This is a genomic window from Arthrobacter nitrophenolicus (assembly GCF_045833485.1).
In the GTDB taxonomy this organism is placed as follows: domain Bacteria; phylum Actinomycetota; class Actinomycetes; order Actinomycetales; family Micrococcaceae; genus Arthrobacter; species Arthrobacter nitrophenolicus.
Genome location: NZ_CP174504.1, coordinates 1,393,510 through 1,411,065 on the forward strand (window position 1 = coordinate 1,393,510; position 17,556 = coordinate 1,411,065).

Below are 17,556 nucleotides of genomic sequence, written 5' to 3' on the forward strand. Positions count from 1 at the left end.
AGGGCGGCGTGAACCAAGGGCTGCGGCCCCGGTTCACGCCGCTTTTCCATGCCTCGAAAAGCCTTCGACGCCGGGCCCGTCTCCTAGGTGGGAATGATCCGGAAGAGGAACTTCGTCCGGACCATGACCCACAGCAGCCCCAGCACCGCCGCATAGGCTGCCGTGTTCAGCAGGACGTTCTCCTGCTGCAGGGCCGGGATGTTCGCCACCACGGCAATCAGCACCACGTGCATGATGAACACGTAGAGCGTGGCGCGGCCCAGCGGAATCAGGAACCAGCCCAGGGCCCGCTGCACGGGCTTCCAGTACGCGGTGAGGAAGGCATAGGCCGCGACCACCAGGACCAGGACGTTGAGCAGCCGGCCGGGCGCCAGGTACGTCCTCGCAAAGAGCGCGTCGTAGACCGTCCGGTACACGGTGTCCGCGACGAGCGCCAGCCGGACGTCGAAGCCGTTGGCCAGGTAGGGATTTCCCCAGGACAGGAAGGCCAACAGGAAAGCGAGCGCCGTGCAGGCGGCCACCACCCAGGTCCGCGCCGAGAGCCAGGCGACGATGCTGCGCCGGTGGAATCCGGCAACCAGGCCGAGCACGAACAATACCTGCCACACGAGCAGCGGGAACGAGTCCTCGAACTGCGACGGCAGGAGCCGGAAGCGCGTAGTGGCGCCGACGGCGTAGACCGCCAGGGTGCCGGCCAGCACCCACACGGCCTTGCCCCGGTTGAGGGCAGCAAGAATGAAGGGGCTGGCCAGCAGCAGCACCACGTACAACCCCATCACATTGAACTGCCACGGGCCGAACTGCAGCAGCAGGATGGCGGGAAGCACCTGGGGCGGCACCGGGAACTGGAAGAGCGACTCCATTCCTGCATAGAGGTCGTAGGTGCGTCCGGCGCCGTCGTGCCCTGCCCCGCCGGTCCCTTGGTCCACGAAGGTGGTGAGCGCGTCGGTACGGAACACCGGCAGCAGGGAAGCCAGGAAGACACCCACCAGGACGATCAGCGCCGTCAGGTAGAGCTTGCCGGCGCGCCGTGACGTCAGGTCCACGACCGTTCCAAAATCGTCCTTCACCCGTGGCCCGTACACCATGCCCACCACCAGGCCGGAGAAGAGGACAAACAGCTCGGCACCCGAAACGAAGCCCACCGCCTCCTGGGTGAGCAGCTGGAACAGGGACGTCATGCCCAGATGGTTGACCACCACGAACACAATGGCCAGTCCGCGCAGCAGGTCCACGCGGGAATCCCTGCCGGACGGGTCCGTATAGCTCCAGGCCGTTGCGGCGTTGACGCGGCGCGGAATCTGCCACAGAGCCACAAGGAGGATGACGAGCGCGGCCCCCACGGTCCAGGCTGCAGGCCCGGCCAGCGTGTTGGCCCGGACATAACCGCTGCCGCCGGCGGACACTTCCGTGACGGGACCGGTCACCAGGGGCGAGGCCTCCAGCCGTTCCAGCGCCGCCCGGGCAACCTCCGGGCTGCCGGTCAGCAGCCAGTCGATGCTGGCCACGCCGGTGTCCCTGGTGCTGGTGCGCTCGTCCCAGACCACCGCGGCCGTCCTGCCAAACTCCGCCGAGGTGGCTGTGCCTACCACCTGGTCCCACCAGCCGGTCTTGATCTCAGCTTCGGATGCGCCGCCGGAGGCCGGGCTGTAGAAAGCGGCGGTCTGCAGCAGGAACGGTTTGTTCCGCCCTTGGGCATAGGTGGCGTAGAAGTTCTCGCCTCCTGAAGCCGTCAGCATCTCCGCCAGCTCGCCGGCGCGCGGAAGGGTATTGACGGCCGCGCCGCCGGCAGTGTCGTCGTGGAAGGCCGTCAGGCCAACCCAGTCCACGGCGTCATCACCGGGATAGTACGGTTCGTAGGCGCTGTCGGACCCGTCCCAGGCGCCGTCGCCGTTTGTATCCAGCAGTTCGAACCCGTCGCTGCCGGGAGCCGGGGCGTTCCGGTTCCGGTCAAAGGGGTAATCCTTGCCCAGGAACGGCTCCCAGACCATGACTGTCCGGCCGTCGCCGGAATCCTTGAACGCCGCGGACACTGTCCGGAACGCCTCCCGGTACGCGGCCGGCTGCTGGCCCCACTCCACCCAGCCGGCGTTCATGTCCGGGGCAAACCGCACCAGCACCTGGCCCTGGAACTGTGCGGTCAACCGGCGGATTTCCCGAGCGAATGATCCGGCAGCCGCGGCGTCGATCTGGTCCAGCGGCACGGTGGGCTTGACCGTGAGCATGGCGTGGGACCCCTGAAGCGATGACTGTTCAAGGAAGCCCTTGATGTCGTTCTGCTCGGAGGACCGGTACGGAAAGGCGATGTCGTGTCCAAAGACAGCCGGCGACGCTCCCAGCCGCTCGGCAAACCCCGCGGCAGTGTCCTCGCCCCATTCCAGGACGACGCCGAGCATCGGCTCCCCTGCATCCGGGGCGGGTTCGGCCGCCCGGGCCGGCCCCGCCGACAGGACCGCTGCCACACATGCAACAACAAGTGCGGCAAGGAACGCCCAGGCCAGGCGGAGGCGGCAGGGCGCGGCTGTTCGCATGTTCAAAGGGACCCCCAGTGCTGATCTTCGACGGCGGGGCGCTGCCCCCTAAGAACTGTATCGGGCCGCCCCTCCCGCGATGGGATAGAAAAAGCCCTCCCACCTGCTGTAATGCCGCCGTCGGCCGTCCCCCGGGAAGGGCACCGCGACCGCATCCCCGGCAGCGTTTCCGCTTCAGTTACGCAACATGACGACAACGGCGATGCGGCCGCCGGTGCCAGATGTTACGTTTTTGGGGAGTAATGAGTACCGGCGCCAAGCCCTGACTGGCCGGTCGGCAACCCTCCTTCCGCGGCGGGGTGCCTCAGGTGAATACTCGGCATATCGACCGATTCGAGCTGCAAGCGTGAGAGAAGGAGATCCGTCGTGTCCGACGCCCCCGAAGAAAAGCTGTCCTACCGCCTCATCAGCGGCCCGGACAACCGTGAATTCTGTGAGCGGATCTCCACCGCGCTCGCCGAAGGCTACGTCCTGCACGGAAGCCCGGCGGCAGCCTTCAACGGCACCAGCGTCATCGTGGCCCAGGCCGTCGTCCTGCCCGCCGCCATCGCCTCGGCGGACGCCGCCGTCGCCACCGCTGTTGACGACCTGGAAGCAGCCAACGAGGACCTCGAGTTCGACGGCGAGGGCCACGCATGAGCTACGCAGGAGACCTGACGCCGGAGGAAGCCTGGGCCAAGCTTGAGCAGGGTGCCATCCTGGTGGACGTGCGCACCGAAGGCGAATGGGCCCACATCGGCATCCCGGACACCAAGGCCACGGACAACGATCCGCTGTTCATCCAGTGGACCTTCCCCGGCGGCATTCCCAACCCGGATTTCCTCAAGGACCTGAGCCAGCAGGCGCCGGAAGACTCCAGTACCGAATTGGTGTTCATCTGCCGCTCCGGCCAGCGTTCCATCTCCGCCGCCATCGCCGCGACGCAGGCCGGTTTCACCTCCTACAACGTCCTGGAGGGCTTCGAAGGCGATCCGGACCGCTACGGCGAACGGACCGTCAATGGCTGGAAGAACCGCGGCCTGCCGACCAACCTCGGAAAGAACTAAGTGACCTTCAATAACGACGCCGCCGGCTGGAACCCCGACACCCAGGCCGTCCGCGGCGGGCTGGATCGCACCAACTTCCAGGAAACCTCCGAAGCGGTCTTCCTGAACTCGGGCTTCGTGTACGAATCCGCCGCCGCTGCGGAACGCGCCTTCACCGGCGAGGACGAGCGCTTCGTCTACTCCCGGTACGGCAACCCCTCCGTGGCAACCTTCCAGGAGCGGCTCCGGCTGCTCGAGGGCACGGAGGCATGCTTCGCCACTGCGTCCGGCATGTCCGCCGTCTTCACCGCCCTGGGCGCCCTGCTGGCTGCCGGGGACCGCGTGGTGGCCGCCCGTTCGCTCTTCGGTTCCTGCTTCGTCATCCTGAATGAGATCCTGCCGCGGTGGGGCGTGGAGACGGTGTTCGTGGACGGCCCGGACCTGGAGCAGTGGCGCGCCGCCCTGTCCCAGCCCACCACCGCCGTCTTCTTCGAGTCCCCGTCCAACCCGATGCAGGAGATCGTGGACATCGCCGCGGTCAGCGAACTCGCGCACGCCGCCGGGGCCACCGTCGTCGTCGACAACGTCTTTGCCACTCCCCTGCTCCAGCGCTGCGGCCAGCTGGGCGCGGACGTCATTGTCTACTCGGGCACCAAGCACATCGACGGCCAGGGCCGGGTGATGGGCGGTGCCATCCTGGGCACCAAGGAGTACATCGAGGGCCCGGTCAAGCAGCTGATGCGCCACACCGGCCCGTCGCTGTCGCCGTTCAACGCGTGGGTGCTGACCAAGGGCCTGGAGACCATGGCGCTGCGTGTCAACCACTCTTCCGCCACCGCCCTCCGGCTCGCTGAATGGCTGGAGCAGCAGCCTGCCGTGAGCTGGGTGAAGTACCCGCTGCTGAAGTCCCACCCGCAGTACGACCTCGCAGCGAAGCAGATGCGTGCCGGCGGCACGGTGCTCACCCTGGAACTTGCCCCCTCCGGCGGCCGCTCGGGCAAGGAAGCCGCCTTCGCGCTGCTGGACGGGCTGCGGATCATCGACATCTCCAACAACCTGGGCGACTCGAAGTCCCTGATCACGCACCCGGCCACCACCACGCACCGCGCGATGGGGCCGGAGGGGCGGGCTGCCATCGGGCTCAGCGACGGCGTGGTGCGCCTGTCCGTCGGGCTCGAGGATGCCGACGACCTGATCCGCGACCTCGAACAGGCCCTGAAGCAGATCTAGCTTTTATCCCGCGGTACATCGTCCGGCTGGAGCTCCAGCCGGACGTCCACGGCGTCGCCCGCCCTGATCCGCGCTTTGTCCCGGACAGCCTTCTTGACGGGCAGCAGGTATGAGCCCATCTTGTTGTCCGGGAAGATGGACGTCTCCCAGCGGTGGCCGCCGATCTCCACCGCGACCTTGACCGAGCCGAAGGCCTTGTTCCCGGCTTCGCTTTGCTCCGCAATGTCGTCCGCCACGTCCGGCGGCAGCGTGAGGAAGTGCCATCCCGCTTCGCCGGGATAGAGCCAAAGCTCGGCATGGAAAGAGTACGACGGCGCCACGCGCCGAGTATGGCACGTGGCCTTCCCTAACGCCACGGCTGCCGTCCGGCTAGGCCTGCCGCACCCGCAGCAGGTCGGGAACGGCATCGACTTCGGAGAGGTCAAGGTTGCCGCGCATGGTGACGTTCACGGCGTGCCTCACTACGGCACCGAACCCCATGTCCTCAGGCGGCGGTCCCGCCAGCTCCTGGTCATGGACCCGGCGTTGTTCCGCTGCCCCTGTGCCGCGCGCGATGATCGCCTCTACGCCCTGCCGCGCCAGGTCGAGCTCACCCTGCTCCTCGAGCACCGGCGCGAGGTAGTCCACCAGGGCGCGCGCCACGTCAGGCGCGGGCGCGGGCCGGAAGCTTCCGAAGTCCAGCAGTTCCCCGCCGAGCCCTCCACTGCTCGCCTGCCAGGACGCCATCCTCAGCAGCGCGGTCGGAACCGGTGCAGGGTCGACGCCTTCGCGCCACTCCCGGCCGGCGGTCTCCACGAGGGCACGGACCAGGACGGCAAGGAGGGCGGCGTCGTCGGCGCGCAGGCAGACGTCCGCAACCCGCACCTCCACGGTGGGATGGTTGCGGGACAGCCGGGCATCAAAATAGATCATCCCTTCGTCCAGCATCACGCCCGTGTCCAGCAGCCTCGTGACCAGCCGGCGGTAGGCGGGGTAGGTGCCGTAGATGCCGGCCGGCCCCGCGGTTGGCCAGCGGTTCCAGGCCTGGGTCCGGTAGCTTTCAAAACCTGTCTCCAGCCCGTTCCAGAACGGCGAGTTGGCGCTCAGCGCCGTGAGCACGGCGAGTTTGTCGCGGATGCGGTCCAGGACCGCCACGCCTTCGTCGGGTGACTCCACGAAGGTGTGGACGTGGAAGCCGCAGGTCAGCTGCTCCTGGGCGGTCAGCCCGAAGCGTTCCAGCATCCTGGCGTAGCGCGGATCAGGAGTGGTGTGGCTGTTCAGGCCCAGCGGCGACGTGGCAAGCGCGGCAACGCGGGCGTTGTGTTTCTTCGCGGCCTCGTCCGCGAGCATCCTTCCGGCCCTGATCTGCTCCAGCAGGCTGCCGTACTCCAGGCAGGGCCGGGTCTGGGTCTCAATCTGCTCAAGCTTCAGCTCGGCACTCAGGCCCATCTCGTCGTCGTCGTAAACCGTCTTGTCCTCGGTCTCGAGCAGGCGCGGATCCTGGGCGGAATCGTCGGCAGCCACCCGGCGGCCGGACAGCAGGGCGTCAGCCAGCGCCAGCGGCTCCCCGGTCTCCGGATCAACAATCAGGAGCTCTTCCTCCACGCCGAATGTACGCATAGTGACATTCTGCGGCAATGGGATCGTATTTGGAGGGGCCCCGCCGTTCATGACGAAGCGTTAATGCTCAGTCCTGGAAGTACTCCACCTTGGCGCCGATGGTATTCAGCCTCTCCGCCAGGTCCTCGTACCCGCGCTCGATAACGTAGATGTTCCGCAGTTCGGACACCCCGCGGGCCGCCAGCATGGCCAGCAGCAGGCACGCCGCCGGCCGCAGCGCGGGCGGGCAGCCCACTTCCGCGGCGCGCCACTTGGTGGGGCCGTTGACGTAGATGCGGTGCGGATCCAGCAGCTGCACCTGGGCACCCAGCCGGTTCAGTTCGGTCAGGTAGATGGCACGGTTTTCGTAGACCCAGTCGTGGATCATGGTCTGGCCCGAGGCGTTGGCTGCTATGACGGCGAAGAACGGCAGGTTGTCGATGTTGAGGCCGGGGAACGGCATGGGGTGGATTTTGTCCTCGGGTGCACGCAGCTCCGACGGCTTGGTGGTGACATCCACCAGGCGGGTGCGGCCGTTGCGCGCCATGTACTCGCCGGAAATTTCCAGCTGCTGCCCCATCTGGCCAAGGGTGGCGAGCTCGATCTCCATGAACTCGATGGGCACGCGGCGGACCGTGACCTCGGAATTTGTGACGATCCCGGCGGTGATGAGGCTCATGGCCTCAATCGGGTCCTCCGACGGGTAGTACTCAATGTCCGCGTTGATGACTGGCCGGCCCGTAATGCTGAGGGTGGTGGTACCCACGCCGTCGATAACCACACCCAGCATCTGCAGGTAGAAGCAAAGGTCCTGGACCATGTAGTTGGGGCTGGCATTGCGGATGACAGTGGTGCCCTCACGGTGGGCGGCGGCCATGATGGCATTTTCGGTGACGGTATCGCCGCGCTCGGTGAGGACGAAGGAACGGTCCTGCGTGTCAGCCGGCGGTGCCTGGATGGTGTAGAAGCCCGCCGTGGCCTCCACCGAAAGACCGAACTGGCGCAGGGCCTGCATGTGCGGCTCAACAGTGCGGGTGCCCAGATCGCACCCTCCGGCATAGGGAAGCCGGTACTCCTCCGTCTCGTCCAGCAACGGTCCCAGCAGCATGATCACGCTGCGGGTGCGGCGGGCGGCATCCACATCCATCGCGTCAAGGTCCAGGACGGCCGGCCGGCGGAGCCTCAGGTCAGTGTCATTCAGCCAGGTGCACTCCACGCCAATGCTGGTCAGGACCTCAACGATCCGGTTGACTTCCTCAATCCTGGCCAGGCGGCGGAGCACGGTAGTGCCGCGGTTGATCAGGCTGGCACAGAGCAGGGCGACGCCGGCGTTCTTGCTGCTGTTCACGTCGACGGCGCCGGACAGGGTCCGTCCGCCCTCCACGCGCAGGTGCGTCATCTGCGGCTTGCCAACGTTGACGATGCTCCGGTCGAAGATGCTTTCCAGGCGCTGGATCATTTTCAGGCTCAGGTTTTGCTTTCCCTGCTCCATCCGGGCCACCGCGCTCTGGCTGGTTCCCAGTTCGGCGGCCAACTGGCCCTGGGTCCAGCCCTTCTCATTCCGGGCGTCCCTCAGCATGGCGGCAACGTGCTCAGCGGTTTCCTGCGTCATGGCAAAAATATATCATAAATGAGTTATTCCCCCTCATTACAGGCACGTAACGGCCCTCACAAGCGCTTTAGTACCCGATATATGCGATAGAGATCTTGATGGATCAGCCTTCATTCTTGAGCATCCGATGCTTGTTCCGCCGCCGCCACGGCGGGAGACTTGGAGGGAACATTCCTTCTCTGGCAATAACGAAAGGCGCAATGTTCCGGCCCCATGCCCGTCCGTTCCCGCTCAGGCTTGCCTGGCTGCTGGCGGCAGCCGTGCTGCTGGCTGTAGCGGGTCCTGTTTCTGCGGCGCCCTCGCCGGGCGAGGGCGGCCAGGCGCTGCTCGGCAATGATGTGTCCTGGCCGCAATGCGACAGGGAGCTGCCGAAGGGGCAGGCGTTCGGCATCGTCGGCGTCAACAACGGCCTCGCGAACAACACCAACCCCTGCCTGGCGGAACAGCTTGAGTGGGCAGCCTCCTCCCCCGGTTTGCCCGGCCAGCCGGCTGTGTCGCTGTACGTCAATACCGCGAACCCGGGCAGCTCCGGGTCCTGGTGGCCGGACAGCGACGAATACCCCATCGGCCGGCAGGTCCACAACCCCTACGGCCCCTGCAGGGAGGGCAACTACGGCAAGGCCTGCGCCTACATGTACGGCTGGGCCAAGGCCTACGACGACGCCTACATCCGCGGCATCAGCAACCCCGCCGACTATGTGTGGTGGCTGGATGTGGAGACCGAAAACAGCTGGTCCGGCGACAAGGACGCCAACCGCGCGGTCCTGGAGGGCATGACGGACTTCTTCCACAGCATCAATGTCAAGGGAGTAGGCATCTACTCCACGTCCCTGCAGTGGGGCCGGATCGTGGGCAGCGTCAGCAGCACCAGTAACCTGTACCCGTTGCCGAGCTGGCTGGCTGGCGCCCGCAACGCGTACCGGGCCGCCGGGGCATGCCTCAAGGAACCGCTAACGGGCGGCGGCAAGGTGGTCCTCACCCAGTTCGTGGCGCGGGGCTTCGACTACAACCACTCGTGCACCCAGGAACCCTAGCCTCCCAGCCACACCATGTTCCAGGTGCCGGCAGACACGGCGGCCACCACGGCGAGTCCTGCCATGAGCAGCCCGCCCGCCAGCACCCACGCATCCAGCACGCTGTACGTTGAGGCGCGGGCCCAGGTGCGGGTCCCGCCGCCGAATCCGCGCGCCTCCATGGTGACTGCCAGCCTCGACGCCCGCCGGATGGCCTGCACCAGGAGGCCGAAGCTTTGCCCCAGCGTGGCTTTCACCCGTTGCAGGACGCTGCCCCGTGACCCCACGCCCCGTGCGCGCCGCGCCATGCCAATGGTCTGCCACTCCTCAGCCAGCATGCCCACCAGGCGCATGGCGGCCAGCGTGCCGAGCACGAACCGGTGCGGCAGGCGCGCCTTCTGGGCCAGCGCGTCTGCCAGGTCCGTCGGATCGGTGCAGCTCATCAGCAGCACCGCCGGCAGCGCGATGGCCAGGCCGCGGAGCATGAACCCGAGTCCCGTCTCCAGGGACCCTTCGCTCATGGTCCAGATGCCGACGTCGATCAGCGTCCGTCCGCTGTCCGGCGCCAGGATAGAGGTGCTCCAGCCGCCCACGGCGGCGGCAAGGATCAGCGGCCAGCCGCGCTGCCAGAGCAGCGTGGGCGTGAGCCCTGCAAGCGGGAACAGCAGGACTTCGAAGGCCAGCGCCACCGTGGCGGACACCCAGTCGATGGAGAGTGCCAGGACCACAGTGATCAGGATGACGGCGGCCAGCTTGCTGAGCGGGTTGGCGCGGGTCAGCAGGGCGTTGTTGCCGCGCAGGTGCAGTTCCTGCCTCACAGGTCAGCCTTTCTCACAGCGCCACCTTTTCTCACAGGGCCACCTTCTCCGCCGCCGCCAGCTTCAGTTCGGTTCCGCCCAGGGCGGCGGTGAACTCGGCATCGTGGGTCACTGATACCACGGCCGTTCCGGAGTCCAGGAGCTCCGAGAGGAAGGACGCCAGTTCGGCCCAGGTGTTGGCGTCCTGGCCGAACGTGGGCTCGTCCAGGACCAGGACCTGCGGGCTGGCCGCCAGGACGGTGGCCACCGAGAGCCGCCGCTTTTCCCCGCCGGAAAGGGTGTAGGGATTGGCGTCCACCAGCGGCGTGAGCCTCAGCCGTTCCAGCAGCTCGTCAACGCGGTCCTCGCCATGTCCCAGGTGGCGCGGGCCAAACAGCAGTTCATCGCGCACCCTGCCGGTGACGAACTGGTGCTCCGGTTCCTGGAACACCGTACCGATCCGCTCGATCAGCTGCTCGGCCTTCCAGCGGAAGGGGTCGATTCCGGCGTCCCGGCTGAGGTTTGTTGTTGCGGAGATTTTGCCCGTGACCGGCTCCAGCAGGCCCGCGAGGGTCAGGGCAAAGGTGGACTTTCCGGCGCCGTTGGGCCCGGTGATGGCAAGCGCCTGCCCGGCCCGCACCTGCGCGGTGATGTCTTCCTGCACCGGAACCGGCGGGATTTTCCGGAACCCGCTGCGGCGCGGGCGTTCCCGGGACACAGCCGTTTTTTCCGCTGCCAGCAGCAGGTCTCCGGCGCCCGGCCGGGCGTCGCCCGCGCGGGGACGGGTGGCCGGAACGTAGCCGGGCACCCATACGCCGGCGGCCGCCAGCATGGTGCGGGCCTCGTCCAGGACCCGGTCCGGCGGACCGTCGAGGAGGACAGCGGGGTCGGCGGCAGAGCCCGGCCGCAGGACTACGATCCGGTCCACCAGGTCCTTCCATACCGACACCCGGTGCTCCACCACCACCAGCGTGGCCCCGGTTTTGTCCAGGCAGCGTGCCACGGCGTCCCGGACCTCCAGCACACCTGCCGGGTCAAGGTTGGCCGTGGGTTCGTCCAGCAGGATCAGCCCGGGCCGCATCGCCAGGATGCCTGCCAGCGCAAGCCGCTGTTTCTGCCCGCCGGACAGCGCCGACGTCGGATGGTCCAGCGGCAGGTGGGACAGCCCGACGTCGGCAAGCGCCTCGTGCACGCGAGTCCAGATGGCGTCGCGGGGCACGGCGAGGTTCTCGGCGCCGAAGGCGACGTCGTCCCCGACCCTGGAGAGGACCACCTGGGTTTCGGGGTCCTGCTGCATCAGGCCGGCACGGCCGCGCTGGCCGCGGGGGGACCCGCCGTCGACCAGGAGCGAACCGGACTCGTCGGAATCGCCGGCCTCGCCGTCGTCGTTCACGTCGCCCAGGACCCCCGCGAGGGCATGCAGGAGCGTGGACTTGCCTGCGCCCGAGGGTCCGAGCAGCAGGACGCGCTCCCCCGGCAGAATGTCCAGGTCAAGGGCGTGGACGGCGGGCTTGGCGCGCCCGGCGTGCCGCCAGCCCCAGCCACGCGCCGTGACTGCGGCCGGCCGCACCGCCCCGGCCGCGCCGTGGTGGTTGGGTGCCTGCATCAGGAGAAGACGGGCTCCGTTGCCGCCTTGCGGGAAGCGAAGGAGCTCAGGACGCCGGTCCTGGCCAGGCCGCGGGTGGCGATCCAGGACAGGGCACCGGCGATGATCGCGCCGGAGATGGCGGTAAAGATGATGTAGGCCAGCTTGTCGCCGCCGGCGTACGCGATGTTCCATCCCCACGGGGCGAAGGAGTCGTTCAGGCCGCAGAACAGGCCTGCGGCAGCACCTGCCAGCAGCGCCACCGGCAGGTTGAACTTCTTGTAGACAAAGATCGCGAAGATGATTTCGGCGCCAAGGCCCTGGACGAAGCCGGAGAACAGCACGGACGCGCCGTACTGCGAGCCCATAAGGAGCTCACCGGTGGCTGCGACCGTCTCGCAGAACAGGGCTGCGCCGGGCTTGCGGATGATCAGCATGCCCAGCACGGCCGGGATCATCCAGCCGCCGGCGATCAGGCCGGTCAGGGGCGGGTAGACGGCGTTCATGGGGCCGGACACCGCGGCCGCGCCCTGGGACCAGGCCCAGAAGATGACGCCGCCGGCGATGGCGATCAGGGCCGCCACCACGATGTCCACGACGCGCCAGGACTTGCTGGTGGTCTTCTTGATTGCTGCAGTGCTCATGGAATCCTCCTGGGAAACAGGAGGGGAAAGCACGGCAGTCGGCACTTCGCCGCTGCCGGACTTCGAGAACTCGACTCCCTTGCGCCGGTACTAACCGGATCAGGTTCGAGGGTCTGCGGCTGTCCGCACTCTCAGCGCCCACCTGCGGTTCCCGGCCTTGCCAGGTCCGACGGCGGCGCTCCCCTGTCGTTATGTGTTGCTTGCTTGGATGATGCGTTGGATTGCCCTGTTGGGCGTGGTCCAGTTTACACCTGGACAGGGGTAGATTGTGGGCCATGACCGCCAATGAGCCGCATGTGACCGAGTTCGACCCGGACTCCGAGGACGCCCAGCCGGAGGGATCCCTGCAGGCCCTCATCGGCCGCATCGAGGGTGAAATCCACGAACTCCAGTTCCCGGGCTTCTCGATGGATGACGCGCTCAACCTTGGCCTCCTCCTGGTGGAGCTGGGCAAGGAGCGCAGCCTGCCCATCGCGATCGACATCACCAAGGGTGAACAGGTGCTGTTCCATGTGGCACTGCCGGGCGCCACGCCGGACAACGAGCACTGGATCCGGGCGAAGCAACGGACCGCTGCGCGGTACGAGGTGCCCTCCCTGCTGGTAGGGCTTCGCGGGCGCCTGCGCGGAGGCCGGATCGAGGACGAAGGCTGGTTCGACCAGAGCCGCTATGCGGCCCACGGCGGCTCTATCCCCGTTTACGTAACGGGGGTGGGGGCAGTTGCCACCGTCACCGTATCCGGACTGCCGCAGGTGCAGGACCATGACCTGGTGGTGGAGGCCATGCGTGAGGTGTTGCGGTCCGCCGGGGCTGACGGGGCACCATGACCGGCAATCCCGCTGACAACCCCGTCCGGGCGGCGGTGGACAGGGCGGAGGACGAGATGATCTTTATCGGCCCGGACCATCCCTACTATCCCCTGCTGGCCGAGCTGGTGTCCGCCGTCGGCAAGGCATGGCAGCAGGGGTACGACCAGGCCCGCAGCGGCGGGCACCACCCGAACCCCTACACCTGGACCGGACCGGCCTGACGGGAACATCCTGACCGGCCTTAGCTCCGGGCGCGGAAACCAAGCTTGCTTAGCTTTTATTAGTAATCATGCTTACTATGTTGTTTCCACCGCGTACGAGGAGTCCAGGACATGGCAGTCAGCACCCGTCCACCCGGCGTCCGGACCGCACTGCAGTGGTCCGCGCTGGGCGTTGCCGGCGTCTTCCTGTTCGCCGGCACCCTTGGGTTCGTTCCGGGCATTACCAGCAACTATGGCTCCCTTGGCTTCGCCGGACCCGGCTCGGGGGCCCTGCTGCTGGGCATATTCCAGGTGTCCGTCCTCCACAACCTTGTCCACCTCCTGTTCGGCGCCGCCGGACTGTTCATGGCACGCACCCACCGGCAGGCCCGGAACTTCCTCACGTACGGCGGCGTCATCTACCTGGTCCTGTGGCTGTACGGCCTGCTCATCGGGGACGAGACCCCCGCCAACTTCATCCCCGAAAACTATGCGGACAACTGGCTCCACCTCATTCTGGGGCTGGCCATGATCGTCATTGCCGTCCTCCTCTCGCCACGGACCACCCCGGCGGGCAGCCGGAAATCCTGACCTGACCCACCTGCCGCCAGCGCAGACGGCACCGCCACAACCCGAAACCAAGGAGCATCCCATGCGAATCCCGGAACCCCGAGGCCCCATCAGCGGCATGCTGCTCGACGTCCTGGCGGGTGCGCCGGCGGGCCCGGCCGAAGCCCTGGCCGGGCTGCGGGAGCTCACCTTGAACCGGCTGGCGGAAACTGCGGACATCATCGGCGACGACGATGCCCAGCTGGCCCTCTTCTGCCTGTACGAACTGCACTACTCCGGCCTCGACGGCGTCACGGACGAGTGGGAATGGGATGCCGGGCTGATCCAGGTCCGTCAGGCCCTGGAAAAGCCGTTTGAGGCGGCCCTTCGCGCGGCAGCCGGCGACGCCGCCGGAGAGCTGGACCTTCCGGCTGCCGCCGACCTCACCAGCGACGCAGTGGCAGATGTGCTGTTCGGCCTTGCCGGCAGGGACACCGGCCCCAGCGTCTCCCGCTATGTGGCCAGGAAGGCCAGCCTTGACCAGCTCAAGGAGTTCCTGATCCATAAGTCCGTGTACCAGCTGAAGGAGGCGGATCCGCACACGTGGGCGATCCCCCGCCTCAGCGGCCGGGCCAAGGCGGCGCTGGTGGAAATCCAGGCGGACGAGTACGGCGGCGGACGTCCGGACCGGATGCACAGCGCCCTGTTCGCCCGGACCATGCGGGGGCTGGGGATGGATGACTCCTACGGCGCGTACGTCGATACCGTTCCGGCGGTTTCCCTGGCGGCCGTCAACCTGATGTCCCTGTGCGGGCTGAACCGGCGCCTCCGCGGCGCCATCATCGGGCACCTGGCCATTTATGAGATGACGTCTTCGCAGCCCAACCGGTTCTACGGCAACGGCTTCCGCCGCCACGGCTTCGATGCCGGCGTCACCCACTACTTCGACGAACATGTGGAAGCCGATGCGGTCCACGAGCAGATCGCGGGCCGCGACCTTGCCGGCGGGCTGGTGGAAGCCGAGCCGGAACTGCTGGATGACGTCCTGTTCGGGGCAACGGCGGTCATGGCCATTGACATCAGGCTTTCCGCCCACCTTCTTGAGTCCTGGGAAAACGGCCGCTCCTCGCTCAGGGCGGCAATGCCCGTGGCAGCATGACCGCCCCTGCAGGCGGAGGAGCCGCCATGGACCAGGACCAGCCCGAGAGTTCCATCGTGGTGTGCCCGGACGGGCCACTCATCGTGCGGGGGGACTTCGAGATCGTCACGCCCTCAGGAGAGCCGGTCCCCCGCGAACGGAAGACGGTGGCCCTGTGCCGGTGCGGGGCTTCAGCGATCAAGCCTTACTGCGACGGCACCCACAAAATGATCAAGTTCCGGACGGACCCACGTGGTTGACACCCACGGGGCAGCGCACAAGGATGGATTCTCGGAAAGCGTTTTCTGATCCGAGGAGCGTGCGCACTTGCACAGCCAACAGGCAGTCATCGACCGCGAAACCCTGGTGCGCCGCCACAACGTGGAGCAGCGCACCATTGATCCCCGCAGCCCCATTTCCGTAGGCAACGGGGAATTCTGCTTCACCATGGACCTGACAGGCCTGCAGTCCCTGCCCGCCCGGTACCCGGTGGCCGCACGGGACGGGCTTCCGCCAGGCACCCTGCTCGGTACCCAGTCGCAGTGGGGCTGGCATTCCATTCCGCCCGGGCAGGACTACACGCTGGCCGGATCCACCGTCCTTTACGATTCGCCCCGGGGCCCGGTGCCGTACGTGGACATGGTGGGCGGCATCGTGGACGGGCGGGACACCGGTGCGTCGGACAGCGAGGCCTGGCTGCGGGCCAACCCGCACCGGCTGGACCTGGGGCGGATCGGCTTCGTCCTGCCGGCGCGCGGAAACCCGGAGCTGGCAGCGGACGACATCTCCAACACCAGCCAGGTCCTTGACCTCTGGACCGGCACGGCCACCAGCAATTTCAGGCTGCAGGGGCATCCGGTGACAGTGTGCACCGCCTGCCACCCCGGCAGGGACGAACTCGGCTTCAAGATCGAATCTGCCGCCCTGCAGCACGGCCTGGCCGTCTCACTGGCCTTCCCGTACGGCTCCGGTGCCTGGCACAACGCTGCCGACTGGTCCCGCCCCGACGCCCACACCACCACGCTGGCGGAGCGGCAGGCTGCCGGCGGCGGGCGGAACTGGGTCATCACCCGGGACCTGGACGGGTCGGCCTACCGGGTGCAGGTCATGGGCAGCGGCATGGAGCTGGAGCAGACCGGCCCGCACACCGTCCTGGTCCGGGCTGCGGCCGGACAGCAGGTCCTGGATTTCAGTGTCCACTTCACCAGCACCGGTACGGGTGACTGCCAGCCCCGCGGCACCGGGGGCATCGGAAGCGCCAGGCGTACCGGAAACACCGGCGGCGGGGATGGCGCACCGCAGAAGTCCGGGGCCGGCACCGCCGTCATCCGGGCCTCCCGCACGGCGTGGCCGGAATTCTGGAAGTCCGGCGCCGCCGTCGAACTTTCCGCACCGGACGATCCACGCGCGGCGGAGATCGAACGCCGGGCGGTCCTTTCCCAGTACCTCACCGCCATCAACTGCTCCGGCTCATTGCCGCCCCAGGAAACAGGACTGGTCTGCAATTCCTGGCGCGGACGATTCCACCTGGAGATGCACTGGTGGCATGCAGCCCACTTCGCGGCCTGGGACCGGACCGAACTCCTGCTGCCCGCGCTGCGCTGGTACGCCTCCATCCTGGAGCCCGCCCGGCAGACAGCGAAGGCCCAGGGGTTCGACGGCGTCCGCTGGCCCAAGCAGGTGGGCCCGGACGGGCGCGAGAGCCCCAGCCCCATCGGCACGTTCCTCATCTGGCAGCAGCCGCACCCCATCCACCTCGCGGAACTGGCGTACCGGGCGGAGCCATCGCGGGACCTGCTGGAGGAGTTCGCGGAGATTGTGTAAGCGCCGAGTTCATGGCCGGCTTCGCGCACCCGACCGCCCGCGGTTATGAGCTGGGCCCGCCCTTGGTGCCCGCCCAGGAGAGCTACGAATCCACCAGGACCACCGCAAGCAACCCCACCTTCGAGCTCGCCTACTGGCAGTGGGCCCTGCGGGTGGCCAACACCTGGCGGGAGCGGCTGGGGCTGCCGCCCCGGAAGAAGTGGGCGGAGGTGGCGGACGGGATGGTGCGCCCCACGGTGGTGGACGGGGTATACGCGGCCATCGGTGTGGAGCCGTACAACCATCCGCACGGACCATCCCTCCATGCTCTACGCGCTGGGGGTGCTGCCGCGGACGGACCTCATCGATCCCGCCATCATGCGCGCAACCCTGGCCAGCGTCCTGGCCGACTGGGACTGGGACAGCACCTGGGGCTGGGACTATCCGGTGATGGCCATGACCGCCGCCAGGCTCGAAGACCCGGAAACCGCCGTCGACGCGCTCCTGCTGGACGCAGCGAAGAACCTGGTGCTGCCCAACGGCCACAACCGGCAGACGGAATCACTGCCGCTGTACCTGCCGGGCAACGGCGGGCTGCTGGCGGCCGTTGCCCTGATGGCTGCCGGCTGGGACGGCGGCCCGGACCGGGATGCGCCCGGTTTTCCGCCGCACTGGACCGTGAACTGGGAAGGCCTGGTGAGGGCGCCCTGACGTGGGGCGGCCACCCTGACGTTAGGCTAGGGGAAGTCCTGATTTCACGACGCTAGGAGGCACGGAATGAACTTCTTCATCAAGCTGCTGGGCACGGGCATCAGCCTGCTGGCCGGATTCGCCGGAACCAAGGCAGTGGACGTGATCTGGGAAAAGACCACGGGCCGGAAGCCGCCCAAGGGCGACAAGGAGGATGTCCCCACCACGCTCCGCACCGCCCTCACGTTCGCGCTCGTGTCCGCGTCGGTGAGTGCCGTGATCCAGGTGCTGACCAACCGCGGGACCCAGCGTGCCATCACCCGGTTCGCGAAGAGCCAGGACGTCGTCTAGC

General features: G+C 67.6%; 17 protein-coding genes, 1 pseudogene and 2 riboswitches. Of the genes and pseudogenes, 11 read left to right on the forward strand and 7 right to left on the reverse strand.

Annotated elements, in window-relative coordinates; translation table 11 throughout:
- Positions 1 to 83: 83 nt before the first annotated feature.
- Entirely contained in the window at positions 84 to 2,531 is a 2,448-nt protein-coding gene (gene opgC / locus ACJJV6_RS06580) for an OpgC domain-containing protein (protein WP_009357402.1), read from the reverse strand.
- 238 nt (positions 2,532 to 2,769) lie between these two features.
- Positions 2,770 to 2,884: riboswitch (SAM riboswitch) on the forward strand.
- Between the two features lie 13 nt (positions 2,885 to 2,897).
- Between opgC and ACJJV6_RS06585 the strand changes: the two genes are divergently transcribed.
- The 3 genes from ACJJV6_RS06585 to ACJJV6_RS06595 are packed head-to-tail and all read left to right on the forward strand — an operon-like array spanning position 2,898 to position 4,786.
- Positions 2,898 to 3,170 carry a DUF1737 domain-containing protein gene (locus ACJJV6_RS06585; RefSeq protein ID WP_009357403.1) on the forward strand — a complete coding sequence of 91 codons (273 nt, stop codon included), beginning with the start codon at positions 2,898 to 2,900 and terminating at the stop codon, positions 3,168 to 3,170.
- On the forward strand, positions 3,167 to 3,577 hold the full coding sequence (locus ACJJV6_RS06590; RefSeq protein WP_009357404.1) for a rhodanese-like domain-containing protein: 411 nt from the start codon (positions 3,167 to 3,169) through the stop codon (positions 3,575 to 3,577). The genes ACJJV6_RS06585 and ACJJV6_RS06590 overlap by 4 nt, the downstream gene beginning before the upstream one ends.
- Positions 3,578 to 4,786 (forward strand): O-succinylhomoserine sulfhydrylase, encoded by a 1,209-nt coding sequence (locus tag ACJJV6_RS06595; RefSeq protein ID WP_354175754.1) that lies wholly within the window; start codon positions 3,578 to 3,580, stop codon positions 4,784 to 4,786.
- On the opposite strand, the gene ACJJV6_RS06600 is transcribed toward ACJJV6_RS06595, so the two are convergent.
- The 3 genes from ACJJV6_RS06600 to ACJJV6_RS06610 all read right to left on the reverse strand — a co-directional run bounded on the left by ACJJV6_RS06600 (position 4,783) and on the right by ACJJV6_RS06610 (position 7,976).
- Complete coding sequence (locus ACJJV6_RS06600) at positions 4,783 to 5,106, reverse strand: DUF1905 domain-containing protein (RefSeq protein ID WP_354175756.1); 324 nt, start codon at positions 5,104 to 5,106, stop codon at positions 4,783 to 4,785. The two genes, ACJJV6_RS06595 and ACJJV6_RS06600, sit on opposite strands and share 4 nt — an antisense overlap.
- A gap of 49 nt (positions 5,107 to 5,155) precedes the next feature.
- On the reverse strand, positions 5,156 to 6,385 hold the full coding sequence (locus ACJJV6_RS06605) for a glutamate--cysteine ligase (RefSeq protein WP_009357405.1): 1,230 nt from the start codon (positions 6,383 to 6,385) through the stop codon (positions 5,156 to 5,158).
- A 67-nt stretch (positions 6,386 to 6,452) separates the two neighbouring features.
- Positions 6,453 to 7,976 carry a UDP-N-acetylglucosamine 1-carboxyvinyltransferase gene (locus ACJJV6_RS06610; RefSeq protein ID WP_009357406.1) on the reverse strand — a complete coding sequence of 508 codons (1,524 nt, stop codon included), beginning with the start codon at positions 7,974 to 7,976 and terminating at the stop codon, positions 6,453 to 6,455.
- A gap of 200 nt (positions 7,977 to 8,176) precedes the next feature.
- Here ACJJV6_RS06610 and ACJJV6_RS06615 point away from each other — a divergent pair, with 200 nt between their 5' ends.
- A complete protein-coding gene (locus ACJJV6_RS06615; RefSeq protein WP_009357407.1) occupies positions 8,177 to 9,010 on the forward strand; it encodes a hypothetical protein in 834 nt (277 codons plus the stop codon).
- On the opposite strand, the gene ACJJV6_RS06620 is transcribed toward ACJJV6_RS06615, so the two are convergent.
- The 3 genes from ACJJV6_RS06620 to ACJJV6_RS06630 are packed head-to-tail and all read right to left on the reverse strand — an operon-like array spanning position 9,007 to position 12,015.
- Positions 9,007 to 9,807, reverse strand: a complete 801-nt coding sequence (locus ACJJV6_RS06620) for an energy-coupling factor transporter transmembrane component T family protein (RefSeq protein WP_407710214.1) — start codon at positions 9,805 to 9,807, stop codon at positions 9,007 to 9,009. The genes ACJJV6_RS06615 and ACJJV6_RS06620 overlap by 4 nt on opposite strands.
- A 31-nt stretch (positions 9,808 to 9,838) precedes the next feature.
- Complete coding sequence (locus ACJJV6_RS06625) at positions 9,839 to 11,392, reverse strand: ABC transporter ATP-binding protein (protein ID WP_407710215.1); 1,554 nt, start codon at positions 11,390 to 11,392, stop codon at positions 9,839 to 9,841.
- Entirely contained in the window at positions 11,392 to 12,015 is a 624-nt protein-coding gene (locus ACJJV6_RS06630; protein WP_009358208.1) for an ECF transporter S component, read from the reverse strand. The genes ACJJV6_RS06625 and ACJJV6_RS06630 overlap by 1 nt, the downstream gene beginning before the upstream one ends.
- A gap of 58 nt (positions 12,016 to 12,073) precedes the next feature.
- A riboswitch (TPP riboswitch) is annotated at positions 12,074 to 12,210 on the reverse strand.
- 80 nt (positions 12,211 to 12,290) lie between these two features.
- Between ACJJV6_RS06630 and ACJJV6_RS06635 the strand changes: the two genes are divergently transcribed.
- The 7 genes and pseudogenes from ACJJV6_RS06635 (at position 12,291) to ACJJV6_RS06665 (ending at position 17,555) form a co-directional block, all read left to right on the forward strand.
- Entirely contained in the window at positions 12,291 to 12,842 is a 552-nt protein-coding gene (locus tag ACJJV6_RS06635; protein WP_407710216.1) for a heme-degrading domain-containing protein, read from the forward strand.
- Complete coding sequence (locus tag ACJJV6_RS06640) at positions 12,839 to 13,045, forward strand: hypothetical protein (RefSeq protein WP_407710217.1); 207 nt, start codon at positions 12,839 to 12,841, stop codon at positions 13,043 to 13,045. Before ACJJV6_RS06635 ends, ACJJV6_RS06640 begins: the two co-directional genes overlap by 4 nt.
- Positions 13,046 to 13,156: 111 nt before the next feature.
- A complete protein-coding gene (locus tag ACJJV6_RS06645; RefSeq protein ID WP_407710218.1) occupies positions 13,157 to 13,615 on the forward strand; it encodes a DUF4383 domain-containing protein in 459 nt (152 codons plus the stop codon).
- Between the two features lie 61 nt (positions 13,616 to 13,676).
- A complete protein-coding gene (locus ACJJV6_RS06650; protein ID WP_407710219.1) occupies positions 13,677 to 14,732 on the forward strand; it encodes an iron-containing redox enzyme family protein in 1,056 nt (351 codons plus the stop codon).
- Between the two features lie 26 nt (positions 14,733 to 14,758).
- On the forward strand, positions 14,759 to 14,971 hold the full coding sequence (locus ACJJV6_RS06655) for a CDGSH iron-sulfur domain-containing protein (protein WP_407710220.1): 213 nt from the start codon (positions 14,759 to 14,761) through the stop codon (positions 14,969 to 14,971).
- A 67-nt stretch (positions 14,972 to 15,038) separates the two neighbouring features.
- Positions 15,039 to 17,225: pseudogene (locus tag ACJJV6_RS06660) on the forward strand (hypothetical protein).
- 66 nt (positions 17,226 to 17,291) lie between these two features.
- Positions 17,292 to 17,555, forward strand: coding sequence for a DUF4235 domain-containing protein (locus ACJJV6_RS06665; protein ID WP_009358215.1), 264 nt, complete (start codon positions 17,292 to 17,294; stop codon positions 17,553 to 17,555).
- The last annotated feature ends 1 nt before the right edge of the window (position 17,556 follow it).